Origin of the sequence: Polaribacter glomeratus, from assembly GCF_002954665.1 — a bacterium.
In the GTDB taxonomy this organism is placed as follows: Bacteria; Bacteroidota; Bacteroidia; order Flavobacteriales; family Flavobacteriaceae; genus Polaribacter; species Polaribacter glomeratus.
The window spans coordinates 566812-580189 of sequence record NZ_MSCM01000002.1 but is presented as its reverse complement, the minus strand read 5'-3'; the positions used below and the strand labels follow the sequence as shown (position 1 = coordinate 580189).

Sequence of the window (13378 nt, the reverse complement as noted above, 5' to 3'; positions counted from 1 at the left end):
CATATATGATTGTTAAAAATAGTATATAAATGAAAAAAATTAGTGTGATTCTGTTTTTAGTATTTACAGTAACAATCAATTCCCAGTCTAATTTTAAAAGTTTTTTTGAGCTTTCTGGCCCTAAAAAAATGTGGGTTTTGTTTCATCCTTTTAAGGCAACAAAAGCATTAAAAATTTCTCAGCAAGCTAATAGAGTTGCAGATTCTATCAAAAAAACAAATTTGTTAGATGGTGATGCTGCAGGCGGACAAGTAGATGCTTTTAGACATGCGTATTGGATGGCAAGATTGCATCAAGAAATTGGCGAATCTGCAGCGCGCTCTTTAGGGAAAGCGCACGAAAAAGAAAATTATAGTACGTTTAAGAAACTTAAATTAGAAGACGGAGTTGTGCCAGATGAAATTTCATCAAAAATGGATTTATTTAATAACGAACAAGGCTTAAAATTGATTTTTAAAGGAAGTAAAGTTTCTAATAATGGACTAATTTATAGAGTGGTAAATGCAATTTTGAAAGGGAAAATGAAAATCATTCAAAAAGATAAAAAAGGATACTTTTTAACTTGTGACGGAATTCTTATTTCAAAGGAATCTTTAATTGGAAAATGGAAAAACAACAAATGTTTGGTGAATTCCAATTTAAAGAAAGAATAGAAAAACACAATTTATTTGGTTTTTTTTACAAAACGATTCTGCAAACTATTTATAACAATTCTAAATACAAAATAATTAGCCTATTATTTATTGGATTGAAAACGATTTCGCCGTAAATTTGTTTAAAATTTTAACTAACTTATACAATGAGCGGATTTTTCAAATCTTCAATTGGAAGAAAAGTCGCAATGGCGCTTTCTGCATTTTTTTTAATGTTCTTCCTGTTACAGCATTTATCAATAAATATTTTATCAGTTTTAAGTCCAGAAACTTTTAACGAAGTTTCACATTTTATGGGAACAAATCCTATAGTTCAATTTGCTTTGCAACCTGTATTAATTTTTGCAGTTGTTTTTCACTTTGTAATGGGTTTTGTTTTAGAGTTAAGAAATTCTAGAGCAAGAAATGTTTCGTATGCAAAAAATAATGGTGCTGCAAATTCAACTTGGATGAGCAGAAACATGATTTGGACGGGACTTACCATTTTAGCATTTATTGGTTTACACTTTATCGATTTTTGGTTTCCAGAAATCAATACAAAATTTATTCAAGGCGATTGGTCTGGAACAATGCAAGGTGTTGATGGTTTTCGTTATCACGAAGAGTTAGTTCATAAATTTGCACATCCGGCAAGAGTTATTGCGTATGTAGTTTCATTTATTTTCTTAGGATTGCATTTAGCGCATGGTTTTACATCGGCATTTCAATCGATGGGTGGAACAGCGGGAAGAAAGAAAACATTACAAACAATTGGTAAAGCATATTCAATTATAATTCCAGCAGGTTTTATTTTTATTGCAATTTATCATCACTTTAACCATTAATCTTATAAAATTATGGCTTTAGATTCAAAAGTACCAAAAGGTCCAATTAAAGATAAATGGACAGATTATAAAAATCATATCAATCTTGTAAACCCTGCAAACAAACGTCATATCGATGTTATAGTTGTAGGTACAGGTTTAGCTGGTGGTTCTGCTTCTGCAACATTAGCAGAATTAGGATACAACGTAAAAGCATTTGCTTACCAAGATTCACCAAGAAGAGCGCATTCAATTGCGGCTCAAGGAGGTATTAACGCAGCAAAAAATTACCAAGGAGATGGTGATTCTACCTATAGATTGTTTTACGACACGGTAAAAGGTGGCGATTACAGATCTCGTGAAGCAAACGTTTATCGTTTAGCAGAGGTTTCTGCAAACATTATTGATCAATGTGTGGCACAAGGAGTTCCTTTTGCACGTGATTATGGTGGTTTGTTAGACAACCGTTCTTTTGGTGGGGTTTTAGTTTCTAGAACTTTTTACGCAAAAGGGCAAACAGGTCAGCAATTATTATTAGGTGCTTATTCTGCCATGAACAGACAAATTGCGCGTGGAAAAATAGAAATGTTTAACAGACACGAAATGTTAGATGTTGTAATTGTAGACGGAAAAGCAAGAGGAATTATTGCCCGTAACTTAGTTACAGGAGAAATTGAGCGCCATTCTGCACACGCAGTTGTAATTGCATCTGGTGGATACGGAAATGTATATTTCTTATCTACAAATGCAATGGGATCTAATGTTACCGCTGGATGGAAAATTCATAAAAAAGGAGCCTATTTTGCAAATCCTTGTTATACGCAAATTCACCCAACATGTATTCCGCGTTCTGGAGATTATCAGTCTAAACTAACGTTAATGTCTGAGTCTTTAAGAAATGATGGAAGAATCTGGGTGCCTAACAACTTAGAGGACGTAAAAGCGATTAAAGAAGGCACTAAAAAACCTACGGATTTAACAGAAGATCAAAGAGATTATTTCTTAGAAAGACGTTACCCTGCATTTGGTAACTTGGTTCCGCGTGATGTTGCTTCTAGAGCAGCAAAAGAGCGTTGTGACGCTGGTTATGGTGTAAATGCTACAGGTGAAGCTGTGTATTTAGACTTTGCAGCATCTTTTGAGCGTTACGGAAAAGAGCAAGCTAAAATTCATAATATCGAAAATCCATCCGCAGCAAAAATTAAAGAATTAGGACAGGAAATTGTAAAAGCGAAATACGGAAACTTATTTCAGATGTATGAGAAGATCATAGATCAAAATCCGTATGAAACACCAATGATGATTTATCCTGCAGTACACTATACAATGGGTGGTGTTTGGGTTGATTATAATTTGATGACTACAATACCTGGTTGTTATGCAATTGGAGAAGCAAACTTTTCTGATCATGGTGCAAACAGATTAGGCGCATCCGCTTTAATGCAAGGTTTAGCCGATGGTTATTTTGTATTACCTTATACTATTGGAGATTATTTAGCAGATGATATTAGAACAGGAAAAATAGCAACGGATACTCCAGAATTTGACGCAGCAGAAAAAGACGTAACCGAAAGAATAGAATTCTTTATCAACAATAAAGGAACCCATTCTGTAGATTATTACCACAAAAAACTAGGTAAAATTATGTGGGATAAATGTGGAATGTCTAGAAGTGCAGAAGGTTTAAATGAGGCTATAGAAGAAATTTCTGCATTAAGAAAAGACTTTTGGCAGAATGTAAATGTACCTGGAACAGCTACAGAATATAATGAGCAGTTAGCAAAAGCAGGTAGAGTTGCAGATTTCTTAGAATTAGGAGAATTATTTGCAAAAGACGCTTTAGAAAGAGAAGAATCTGCAGGAGGACACTTTAGAGAAGAGCATCAAACAGAAGATGGTGAGGCTAAAAGATTAAAAGAGTTTCAATTTGTTTCTGCTTGGGAGTATAAAGGAGAACCAAAAGATGCTATTTTGCACAAAGAGCCTTTAGAGTACGAGAATATAGAAGTTAAAGAAAGAAGTTATAAATAATATAGTTTATGGTTGATGGTTGTTAGTTTATGGAAACAGCAACTAACAACAAACAACTAAAAACCAAAAACTAAATAAAAATGAATTTAACACTCAAGATTTGGAGACAGAAAGACTCAAAAACTAAGGGTCAAATGGTTGATTATAAAGTGACTGAAATTTCAGAACATATGTCCTTTTTAGAAATGATGGATGTTTTAAATGAGCAGTTAGTAAATTCTGGTGAAGAGCCAGTTGCTTTTGATCACGATTGTAGAGAAGGTATTTGTGGTATGTGTTCTATGTATATTAACGGCGAAGCACATGGTCCAGACAGAGGCGTAACAACGTGCCAATTGCACATGCGTATGTTTAAAGACGGCGATACTATTACTATTGAACCTTGGCGAGCAGCAGCTTTTCCTGTTATCAAAGATTTAGTTGTAAACAGATCTGCTTTCGATAGAATACAGCATGCAGGTGGTTATATTTCTGTAAACACTTCTGGTAACACACAGGATGCAAACTCAATTCCTATATCTAAACACGCTGCAGATACCGCAATGGACGCTGCTACTTGTATTGGTTGTGGAGCTTGTGTAGCAACTTGTAAAAACTCGAGTGCAATGTTATTTGTTGGTGCAAAAGTATCTCAATACGCATTGTTACCTCAAGGGCAAGTAGAAGCAGCAGACAGAGTTAGAAACATGGTTGCTCAAATGGATTTAGAAGGTTTTGGAAACTGTACAAATACAGGAGCTTGTGAGGTAGAATGCCCGAAAGGAATTTCTTTAGACAACATTGCAAGAATGAACAGAGAATTAATGAAAGCATCTATTTAAGTAAGTTTTATAGTGCTTTTAGTTCGACTGGTTGCGCTTTTTGGCGTAATTGTATCGAGAAATTTATATAGAAAAAACTCTTTAGTAAACGCTAAAGAGTTTTTTTATGCATTTATTTTCCGTTAAAAGCATTCATGGTATTTGCCAAACCATCTGTACCAAAAGAGGTAATTATTTTTGCAGATGTTGGCAAACGCTCTATTAATAAACTTGTTTCTTCTTTAGTCCATTCGCCTAAAACATAATCTACTTGGCGCCCTTTAGAAAAGTTACCGCTAATTCCAAATCGAAATCTTGGATAAACACTTGTGCCTAATTTTTCTTGAATATCTTTAAGGCCGTTATGACCACCATCAGTTCCTTTGGCTTTAATTCTTAGCGTTCCAAAATCTATATTTAAATCGTCTGTAACCACTAATAAATTATCAATAGTAATTTTTTCTTTTTGCATCCAAAATTTTACAGCTTTGCCACTTAAGTTCATAAAAGTGCTTGGCTTTAGCAAAACAAAAGTTTTTCCTTTAAAACGGAAGGTAGCTACATCACCTAAGGTATCTGTTTCAAAAACTACTTTATGTTCGTCTGCAACTTCATCAACAATTTTAAAACCGATATTATGACGCGTATTTGTGTATTTTTCGCCAATATTACCTAAACCAACAATTAAAAATTTTTTCATCAACGCTTCTCTAGTTTCAACTTTTATACCAATAATTTTATAAAAGGAGTTTATTAAATTCATTGCGCAAAAATACTAAGAAAAAATAGTTTATTTAGTTGATAACAAATCTACTTGTTGGTTGCAATTAATTAAAATCTTCAAAAAATTCTTTTGGTGAAATATCTAATTTATACAAAATACTAAGAAATCTTTGAATGTCTAGTTTTGTTATACCTTTTTCAACTTTAAAATAACCACTATCAGTAAGGCCTAATTTTAAAGCTAAATCTATTTGAGATAAACCGGCTTCTGCTCTTTTGTTTGCTATTTTTCTTAATATTTCAAAATAGTAATTTTCAACTTTTTCTCTCTCTTTTTCTTTCATTTTATTTTCTAAACTCTCAAAAGTAACACAAAAAAACCATTTTTCACGTTCCATTTTGGACTACTAGTTTTTAGGTATAAAACCGCCTCCCCAGAAACCATTAGTCCAAAATGGAAAGCGATTTATTTTTTTTAACCGAAAACATTTCTGAGATTTGATAAAGAGAAAATTGCTATCATTCTTATTTTTGGAGCCCTAAAAACAAGAAGAATTCTCAAAAAATGTATCGATTGTATTTTTATGGAAACAGCATTTGTTTCTAAAAAAGTATTTTAAAACAAAAAACCTCCGCTTGCGGAATTAAGAAATATAAAATTCATTCCGATGAGGCACGAAGAGGAAACTCAATTTAAGTAAGCTTTTTTCTACCAATTTTTTACAGAATTTTAATTTGGTGCAATCAACTAAAAACTCAAAGAAAATAACAAACTAACCTTAAATAGGTTACAAATTTTAAATTATGAAAAAAGTATTTTTAATTTTAGTATTTGTTCTAGCAACAGGAACAAGTTTTATGAATGCTTCATCTGCTAATGATGAGTTTTTGCCAATAACAAAACCAGTTATTGAAATTGAAGAAGATTTTGGATGTGCAAGTCGTTGTGTAGGCTGGGCTAGAGGACTCGTCGTTGATTTTGCAGAAAGAAATGAAGATGATCCAAATGACAATCAATTTTATATGGATATTTACATGAGGTATTATACTGGATGCTTAAGAGGTTGTTAATATAAATTAAATGACCTACAACTTATAAGAAAGTTGTAGGTTTTTCTAAAAAAATAAATAATGAAAAATTATATTATAAGCCTTATACTATTTTGTTCATACACAAATTTTGCTCAAAAAATTGAGGGTAGAATAACATATATAGCAAGCACTAAAAAAGCTTTAGATAATATTGATAACAAAGAAAAAAATAATTTCAAAATAAAAAATGATATTGATGAAATTTATAAAAAGGCTAAAGATGTAGAAGTAATTTTAAATTTTAACAACTTATTATCTGAATATTATGTAATCGACAAATTGGTAATAGATGATTATGAAAAAATAAATATAACACACATAATGGCTGGTAGTGAAAAAAAATACTATACTTCCAATTCATTTTCTGGTTATAATAATAATACATTTGATTGCTATTTATTAGATGAGTGTTTTTTAATAGAAAATATTTTGCCAAAATGGGAACTTATGCAAGAAACAAAAACTATACAAGGTTTTGAATGTTATAGAGCTGTTTTAAAAAATCAAAAAAGTGGTAATATTAATTTAGAGGCATGGTATGCTCCAAAAATACCATATCAATATGGAGTAATGAATTATTTTGGTTTACCTGGGATAATTTTAGAATTAAACAAAAATACATTTAAAATAACAGCAATTAAAATTGAATTAAATCCTGTTGAAAATATTATTATAGATAAACCAAAAGAAGTTAAACAATTAACTCAAAAAGAATTCAAAACTTTAACAAGAAAAGCAATGCCAGATTTTTATAAGAAGCAATGATCTAGCAAATTTATAACTGATTAAAACATTCTAAAAAGTATATTTATACAGTAATTAAATATTGATTAAAAACTCTATTACATTTATATGTTAGTAGTAGCAACTTAATCTTAAAAGTTTATTTAGTATAAATCCATTTTTAACTCCTTTTTGTTATCTACAATTATTTTTAAAACTACTTGTAAAAAAAATTAATGAAATATATTAATCATAAATAATTTAACATTTGAAAAAAAACCTCCTATTTATTTCAATTTTAATTTTTTCAACAGCTATTTTTTCCCAAAAAGTAACCTTAACAGGTTTTGTAAAAGACAGCTTACAAAACCCTTTGCCTTATGCAAATGTAATTGCAAAACCCAAAGACGTTTCTAAAAACCTGCAATTTGCAATTACAGATAACGAAGGCTATTATAAATTGTTGTTAGCGCAAGGAGATACTATTGTTTAAATGTTATTTAAATCTCGTTATTTCTATTTAAAAACCATAAAAAAAGAAGTTCTCAAGCATAAAAGTAAGCTCAAAAAAAGTTTTTTTACCTGATAAAATACTAATTTTAAGTAAAAAAATAAGTGATAATATACACTTTATTTTAACGTAAAATATTTATAATCAATATTTTAATTCATTTTTCACGTTGCATTTTGGACTACTAGTTTTTAGGTATAAAACCGCCTCCCCAGAAACCATTAGTCCAAAATGGAAAGCTATTTATTTTTTTTAACCAAAAACATTTCTGAAATTCGATAAAGAGAAAATTGCTAAAAATCTTGTTATTAGAATCCTAAAACAAGAAGAATTCTCGAAAAAAATGTATCGATTGTATTTTTATGGAAACAACAGTTGTTTCTAAAAAAGTATTTTAAAATAAAAAACCTCCGCTTGCGGAATTAAGAAATATAAAAATCTTGCAAATAAATGTACAACTTAAAACAGCTGCTTATGTAAATAAACAACAACAAACAGAGGAAGGCTACAAAAGTAAGCTTTTTTCTAGAAGTTTTTGGAGGGTTTTTCTTAAAATAAAACTTCCAAAAAACAAAATTTTTATAGTACTTGATACTAAATAAAAGTCAAGTATACCTTAAAACAGATGAATTATGAAAAAAGTAATATTAAGTCTAGTATTTGTACTAGCAACAGGAATGAGTTTTATGAATGCAACAGCTACTAATGATGAAATTTTACCAACAACAAAAGTAGCTATTGAAGTAGTGGAAGAGTTTGGTTGTTATAGCGAGTGTAATAGTGACGCTAGAGCTGGCGCACTTGCTTTTTCCGAAGACGTTGAAGATAGAAGTGTAAATGGTGAACTATATGGTCTTTGGAGAGATTTTTATGGAGCTTGTATTGCAGCTCGTCAATGTTAATAAATAAATAATTAATTAATGACTAGAGTTTTACTCTAGTCATTTTAAATATATAAAAATGATAAAATTAACGATAACCATATTAGTGCTTCTCTGTTTTGTGTACTCAAATCTAAACGCGCAAAAAACAGAAGGAATAATCTATTATAAATCTAAAATTAACAGTAAAAAATTAGATGAATATTTAACGAATAAAAGAAAAAGTATAAAAAATAAAAATGTCATAGAATCTTTAGACAAAGTATTTCTATATACAAAATCTATAAATTCTACTATATCATTTTCTAAAGGAGAAGCTTTATTTGTAGTAGAAAATAAATTAGATGTAGATATTAATGATTTAGGACAAAGAGTTTTAAAAACAGTTAGTGGTGGTGAAAGAGAATACTATTTCAACGATAAGAATAAAACCTATTTAATAAAAGATTGCGAAGCTTTAGGGGAGTGTTTCATTTTTGATAATACCTATTTAGAATGGCAATTAACACAAGAAACAAAAACCATAAATGGATATAAATCCTATAAAGCAACAAGAAGTAATGGTAAAGTAATTGCTTGGTATACTCCAAGTATTCCTTTAGGTTTTGGGCCAAAAGGTGAATATGGTTTACCGGGTTTAATTTTAGAGTTAGAAATAGGAAATGTAATTTTTAATGCCTCTAAAATAGTTTTAAATCCTAAAGAAGTAATTAAAATTGAAGAACCAAAAGGAGGTAAAAGAGTAAGTAAAGAAGAATATGAAGTAATTATGGACAAAGCAAAAAAGAGTGTTTTTGGTAATTAAAAGTATAAAATTACAAGAGTAAACATTAAAAACTTTATGAAAAAAAACCTCCTATTTATCTTTCTATTTGCTATATCAACAACAACCTTCTCCCAAAAAATAACACTTTCTGGGGCAGTAAAAGACAGTTTACAAAACCCTTTGCCCTATGCAAATGTAATTGCAAAACCCAAAGACGTTTCTAAAAATTTGCAATTTGCAATAACAGATAACGAAGGTTATTATAAGTTGTTGTTAGCGCATGGAGATACTATAACTATTAGTATTTCTTATTTAGGCTACAAACCCATAGAATACCAGTTTATAGCTTTAAAAGCTGCTACTAAAAACTTTACGTTACAGCAATCTTCAGAGCAATTAGATGAGGTAATTATAGAAATGCCAGTTACAGTTCGTGGAGATACTACCACTTATAAAACAGATAAATTTACAGATGGTTCAGAACGTAAATTAAAAAATGTACTTAAAAAATTACCTGGAGTAGAAGTAGATAAAAACGGAGGCGTAACTGTACAAGGTAAAAAAGTTACAACCATGTTAGTAGATGGCAAAAAGTTTTTTGGAGGTAATTCTAAATTAGCAGTAGATAATATTCCTGCAAATGCTATTGGTAATGTGCAAGTGATTGACAATTATAACGAGGTTGCATTTTTAAAAGGATTAACAGATTCTGATGAAATGGCAATGAATATTCAGCTAAAAGAAGATAAAAAACGTTTTGTTTTTGGTGATGTAGAAGCTGGTAAAGGCAATAAAGAGTTTTATAAAACTAGTGCTAATTTGTTTTATTATTCGCCCAAAACCAATGTAAATTTTATAGGAAATAGCAATAATATTGGCGAAAAAACATTTACGTTTAAAGATTATATGAGTTTTTCTGGAGGAATAAATGCCATTTTTAGCAGTAATTTTAGTTGGAAAGGTGGCGATTTTTCTCAATTTATGGAGAGCAATGATGTGGTAAGTAGCAAGCAAAAATTTGGTGCAATTAACATTACAAAAGTAGCCACGCAAAAATTAGATGTTTCTGGCTATGCAATTTTTAGCAACTCAAACACTAGTAGTTTTGTAGAAAATGTAAATGAATATACCACATTTACAGAGCAAAGAACCAATACTATAACTGCAGATAATTTATTAGGTATCGGTAATTTAAATTTAGAATACACACCAAACTCTTTAGAAAAATGGCATGTAAGAAGTCAAGTAAAAAGAACCAATAACACCAACAACAATAGTTTGGTTTCTCTAATTAATGCAAACACAAATACCATTGCTACAGATAGAGATTTAACAGCAACCTACATCAATCAAAATATAGAATGGCATAAAAGGCAAAATGACAAACACACCTTTTCTTCTGTGTTTAGTTATGTATTTGATAAAAATAATAATGCTGCTTTTTGGCAAACACAAAGTCCAATTTTACAAGGTTTAATCCCTGCGGATAACAGCCAAGATGTATTACGAATTCATCAGCTTAAAAATAATCAAGAACAAAATATAGATGTTGTTTTAAAACATTTTTGGGAAATTAACAACAGCAATCACATCTATACAACTGTTGGGAATAAATTTATAAGCGAAGATTTTTTAACTGATGACAGCCAAACTTTAGATGATGGTTCTCTAAATAATTTCGCTAATGGCGGATTTGGAAATGACCTAAATTTTAAATTGAACGATGTGTTTTTAGGAATGCACTATAAATTTAGAACCGGTATTTTTACTGTAAAACAAGGTGTAGAAGTACATAATTATAATTGGAACTTAGCCAACCAAACTAATTTAGAAAATAATAAATGGGTGGTTCTACCAGATTTTTTAGCCGATATTGAGTTTAATAAATCAAAAAAATTAAAACTGAATTACAATTTAAAAACTTCTTTTTCTGATGCTAGTAAATTTGCAGATCGTTTTTATTTACAATCGTATAATTCCGTTTTTAAAGGAAATGAAACTTTAGAAAACAATTTGTATCACGCTGCAAGAGCTTATTTTAGTAGATTTAGTTTGTACAGAGGTATTATGTTGCATGCAAATTTAAATTACAACAAACAAATAAAAAGCGTTAGAAGCACAGTAGATTTTAATGATATCAATCAGTTTTTAACGGTTAAAATGTTTAACAATCCATCCGAAGATCTTAGAGGAAATATCCATTTAGAAAAAACCATTAAAGAATTAAAATATAAGTTTGATGTTGGTTTTAACAACGCAACATACATACAAGAAATCAATACTACTCTACAAACCAATAAAAATAATGGGTATGATTATGAATTTGCGGTAGAAACCTTGTTCGATAATTTCCCAAAAATTGAACTAGGCATTAGAACCGATGTTGGTAAATTTACATCAAGTTTAAACACCTCAAAATTTGTAACTACAGAACCATTTGTAATTATAGATTACGATTTTTTAAAAGGATTTATTTTTAATTTCGATTACAGACAGAGCAATTATCAGAATAAAACATTAGGTCAAAAAAATGTGTACGAAATTGCTAATGCAACACTATCTTACAAAAAAGAAAACTCTGGTTGGTCTTATAAAATGACGTCTCAAAATATATTTAATGCACAATTTAAACAAAGCAATAGTTTTACTGATTACTTAATTTCTGATAGTAAAACTTTTATTTTACCAAGAATTGTAATGATTTCTGTAGGCTATAATTTGTAGATGTATTAATCTTGATAACTGATAACTGATAACTGATAACTGAATACTGCCAACTAAAATCATTTCCTTCCAAAATCCGCAGGAATTTCTCCCCAAGCTTTCGTTTCCCATTTTAAAATTGGGTTTTTGTAGGTGTTTTCTTTTAGCCAATTTTCGGCTCTTTTTATCAAATCTAACAAGTCTTTGTTAGAAACATCAAAATGCATATTGGTTTTACACCTTTTTTGTTTTACCCAACTCATGGCAATTTTAGAATCAGAATAAATAGGAATATCTTCTTTGTTTTTGCTTTTTAAAAGCGCAATTCCGTGCACTAAAGCTAAAAATTCGCCAATATTATTTGTCCCTTTTTGAAAAGGACCCATTAAGAAAATTTGTTTTTTACTATGTGTAAAAACACCTCTATATTCCATTTTTCCTGGGTTTCCAGCACAAGCAGCATCCACAGAAATGCTTTCTAAAATAGGTTTGCCAAATTTTTCTTTTTCTACGGATGATAAAACAGCTGTTTTTGTGTTTTTGCCTTTATAAAGTTCGTAGTTTTTAGTGGATGCAATTTCGGCTTCCTCTAAAATAGCAAACGATTTGTATTGTGCCCCTTCAAAACCATCAATTTGTCTTTTACAAACGTTCCAAGAAGTAAAAACACCCGTTTTTCTTCCTCGCCAAACTACATAAAATTTCTTTTTACTCATTAACATCTAAAATTACACGCTCAATAATTCTAGAAAAATATCTTTTTTCTAGCAAATGAATCTTTTCTGCGATGGTTTCTGGCGTATCATTTTCATTTAAAGCTGTTTTTGCCTGATAAATAATGGCTCCTTCGTCGTAATTTTCACTTACAAAGTGAATTGTAATGCCTGTTTCTTTTTCATTATTTTCTTTAACAGCTTTGTGAACGTTCATTCCGTACATCCCTTTTCCGCCATATTTTGGTAACAATGCAGGGTGAATGTTAATGATTTTTTTTGGAAAAGCTTCAATAATTTTAGTTGGAATTTTCCATAAAAAACCAGCTAAAATAATGTAGTCTGCTTGCTCTTTTAAGATATTTAAGATGGTATCTTCCTTTAAAAACTGCTCTTTATTAAATAGTAAACAGTTAACATTTAGTCTTTTACATCTTTCAAAAACTTTGGCGTGTTCATTGTTACAGAGTACCTGTGTAACTTTGGCAATTTTGGTGGAATTAAAAAATTTTATAATATTTTCTGCGTTCGTTCCAGAACCAGAAGCAAAAACTACAATACGCCTCATAACTATACATCTAGACTACAAAAAAAAGAATAATTATTAACATTGTGGTTATTTTAAGAGTAGATTAAAGTTTTTTATTTATCTTTAGTAATCATTTTACACGCAAAAAGTTAGTTAGAATTAATAAGATTTGTATTTTTGCGTCGATTTAAATTTTTAAAAAAACAGAATTATGTCAGACATTGCATCAAGAGTAAAAGCTATCATCGTAGACAAATTAGGCGTAGACGATAATGAAGTAACAACAGAAGCTAGCTTCACAAACGATTTAGGAGCAGATTCTTTGGATACTGTTGAGTTGATTATGGAATTCGAAAAAGAATTCGATATTCAAATTCCAGATGATCAAGCAGAAAATATTGGAACTGTTGGTCAAGCAGTTAGCTATATAGAAGCAGCAAAAAAGTAATT

Annotated in this window: 15 protein-coding genes; 11 read left to right on the top strand and 4 right to left on the bottom strand. The window is 30.1% G+C overall.

The window, feature by feature from the left end:
- The first annotated feature begins 29 nt into the window (after window positions 1-29).
- The 4 genes from BTO16_RS12550 to BTO16_RS12535 all read left to right on the top strand — a co-directional run bounded on the left by BTO16_RS12550 (window position 30) and on the right by BTO16_RS12535 (window position 4308).
- Window positions 30-653, top strand: coding sequence for a DUF6973 domain-containing protein (locus BTO16_RS12550; protein ID WP_105022019.1), 624 nt, complete (start codon window positions 30-32; stop codon window positions 651-653).
- 146 nt (window positions 654-799) lie between these two features.
- Complete coding sequence (locus BTO16_RS12545) at window positions 800-1477, top strand: succinate dehydrogenase cytochrome b subunit (protein ID WP_105022018.1); 678 nt, start codon at window positions 800-802, stop codon at window positions 1475-1477.
- A gap of 12 nt (window positions 1478-1489) precedes the next feature.
- Window positions 1490-3487: a fumarate reductase/succinate dehydrogenase flavoprotein subunit gene (locus BTO16_RS12540; protein WP_105022017.1), complete on the top strand. Its 1998-nt coding sequence runs from the start codon at window positions 1490-1492 to the stop codon at window positions 3485-3487.
- Between the two features lie 80 nt (window positions 3488-3567).
- Window positions 3568-4308, top strand: coding sequence for a succinate dehydrogenase/fumarate reductase iron-sulfur subunit (locus BTO16_RS12535; RefSeq protein WP_105022016.1), 741 nt, complete (start codon window positions 3568-3570; stop codon window positions 4306-4308).
- A gap of 112 nt (window positions 4309-4420) precedes the next feature.
- Here BTO16_RS12535 and pth read toward each other — a convergent pair whose 3' ends face one another.
- A complete protein-coding gene (gene pth / locus BTO16_RS12530) occupies window positions 4421-4987 on the bottom strand; it encodes an aminoacyl-tRNA hydrolase (protein WP_211298247.1) in 567 nt (188 codons plus the stop codon).
- A 127-nt stretch (window positions 4988-5114) separates the two neighbouring features.
- Entirely contained in the window at window positions 5115-5408 is a 294-nt protein-coding gene (locus BTO16_RS12525) for a helix-turn-helix domain-containing protein (protein ID WP_245892110.1), read from the bottom strand.
- Between the two features lie 406 nt (window positions 5409-5814).
- Here BTO16_RS12525 and BTO16_RS12520 point away from each other — a divergent pair, with 406 nt between their 5' ends.
- The 6 genes from BTO16_RS12520 to BTO16_RS12495 all read left to right on the top strand — a co-directional run bounded on the left by BTO16_RS12520 (window position 5815) and on the right by BTO16_RS12495 (window position 11707).
- Window positions 5815-6081, top strand: coding sequence for a hypothetical protein (locus BTO16_RS12520; RefSeq protein WP_105022014.1), 267 nt, complete (start codon window positions 5815-5817; stop codon window positions 6079-6081).
- A 60-nt stretch (window positions 6082-6141) separates the two neighbouring features.
- Window positions 6142-6867, top strand: coding sequence for a GLPGLI family protein (locus BTO16_RS12515; RefSeq protein WP_105022013.1), 726 nt, complete (start codon window positions 6142-6144; stop codon window positions 6865-6867).
- A 226-nt stretch (window positions 6868-7093) separates the two neighbouring features.
- A complete protein-coding gene (locus BTO16_RS12510; protein ID WP_105022012.1) occupies window positions 7094-7318 on the top strand; it encodes a carboxypeptidase-like regulatory domain-containing protein in 225 nt (74 codons plus the stop codon).
- Between the two features lie 650 nt (window positions 7319-7968).
- A complete protein-coding gene (locus BTO16_RS12505) occupies window positions 7969-8238 on the top strand; it encodes a hypothetical protein (protein WP_105022011.1) in 270 nt (89 codons plus the stop codon).
- A 58-nt stretch (window positions 8239-8296) separates the two neighbouring features.
- A complete protein-coding gene (locus tag BTO16_RS12500) occupies window positions 8297-9022 on the top strand; it encodes a GLPGLI family protein (RefSeq protein WP_105022010.1) in 726 nt (241 codons plus the stop codon).
- Window positions 9023-9058: 36 nt separating this feature from the next.
- Entirely contained in the window at window positions 9059-11707 is a 2649-nt protein-coding gene (locus tag BTO16_RS12495) for a carboxypeptidase-like regulatory domain-containing protein (protein WP_105022009.1), read from the top strand.
- A gap of 59 nt (window positions 11708-11766) precedes the next feature.
- On the opposite strand, the gene BTO16_RS12490 is transcribed toward BTO16_RS12495, so the two are convergent.
- Complete coding sequence (locus tag BTO16_RS12490; protein WP_105022905.1) at window positions 11767-12402, bottom strand: ribonuclease H1 domain-containing protein; 636 nt, start codon at window positions 12400-12402, stop codon at window positions 11767-11769.
- Window positions 12395-12967 (bottom strand): phosphoribosylglycinamide formyltransferase, encoded by a 573-nt coding sequence (gene purN, locus BTO16_RS12485; protein WP_105022008.1) that lies wholly within the window; start codon window positions 12965-12967, stop codon window positions 12395-12397. The genes BTO16_RS12490 and purN overlap by 8 nt, the downstream gene beginning before the upstream one ends.
- A 172-nt stretch (window positions 12968-13139) precedes the next feature.
- Here purN and BTO16_RS12480 point away from each other — a divergent pair, with 172 nt between their 5' ends.
- Window positions 13140-13376 (top strand): acyl carrier protein, encoded by a 237-nt coding sequence (locus BTO16_RS12480; RefSeq protein ID WP_091896995.1) that lies wholly within the window; start codon window positions 13140-13142, stop codon window positions 13374-13376.
- Window positions 13377-13378 lie beyond the last annotated feature (2 nt).

Bases quoted from the DNA above. Each gene is read 5' to 3' on its own strand.
- BTO16_RS12550 (WP_105022019.1), top strand. From the start codon at position 30: ATGAAAAAAATTAGTGTGATTCTGTTTTTAGTATTTACAGTAACAATC.
- BTO16_RS12545 (WP_105022018.1), top strand. From the start codon at position 800: ATGAGCGGATTTTTCAAATCTTCAATTGGAAGAAAAGTCGCAATGGCG.
- BTO16_RS12540 (WP_105022017.1), top strand. From the start codon at position 1,490: ATGGCTTTAGATTCAAAAGTACCAAAAGGTCCAATTAAAGATAAATGG.
- BTO16_RS12535 (WP_105022016.1), top strand. From the start codon at position 3,568: ATGAATTTAACACTCAAGATTTGGAGACAGAAAGACTCAAAAACTAAG.
- pth (WP_211298247.1), bottom strand. From the start codon at position 4,987: ATGAAAAAATTTTTAATTGTTGGTTTAGGTAATATTGGCGAAAAATAC.
- BTO16_RS12525 (WP_245892110.1), bottom strand. From the start codon at position 5,408: ATGGAACGTGAAAAATGGTTTTTTTGTGTTACTTTTGAGAGTTTAGAA.
- BTO16_RS12520 (WP_105022014.1), top strand. From the start codon at position 5,815: ATGAAAAAAGTATTTTTAATTTTAGTATTTGTTCTAGCAACAGGAACA.
- BTO16_RS12515 (WP_105022013.1), top strand. From the start codon at position 6,142: ATGAAAAATTATATTATAAGCCTTATACTATTTTGTTCATACACAAAT.
- BTO16_RS12505 (WP_105022011.1), top strand. From the start codon at position 7,969: ATGAAAAAAGTAATATTAAGTCTAGTATTTGTACTAGCAACAGGAATG.
- BTO16_RS12500 (WP_105022010.1), top strand. From the start codon at position 8,297: ATGATAAAATTAACGATAACCATATTAGTGCTTCTCTGTTTTGTGTAC.
- BTO16_RS12495 (WP_105022009.1), top strand. From the start codon at position 9,059: ATGAAAAAAAACCTCCTATTTATCTTTCTATTTGCTATATCAACAACA.
- BTO16_RS12490 (WP_105022905.1), bottom strand. From the start codon at position 12,402: ATGAGTAAAAAGAAATTTTATGTAGTTTGGCGAGGAAGAAAAACGGGT.
- purN (WP_105022008.1), bottom strand. From the start codon at position 12,967: ATGAGGCGTATTGTAGTTTTTGCTTCTGGTTCTGGAACGAACGCAGAA.
- BTO16_RS12480 (WP_091896995.1), top strand. From the start codon at position 13,140: ATGTCAGACATTGCATCAAGAGTAAAAGCTATCATCGTAGACAAATTA.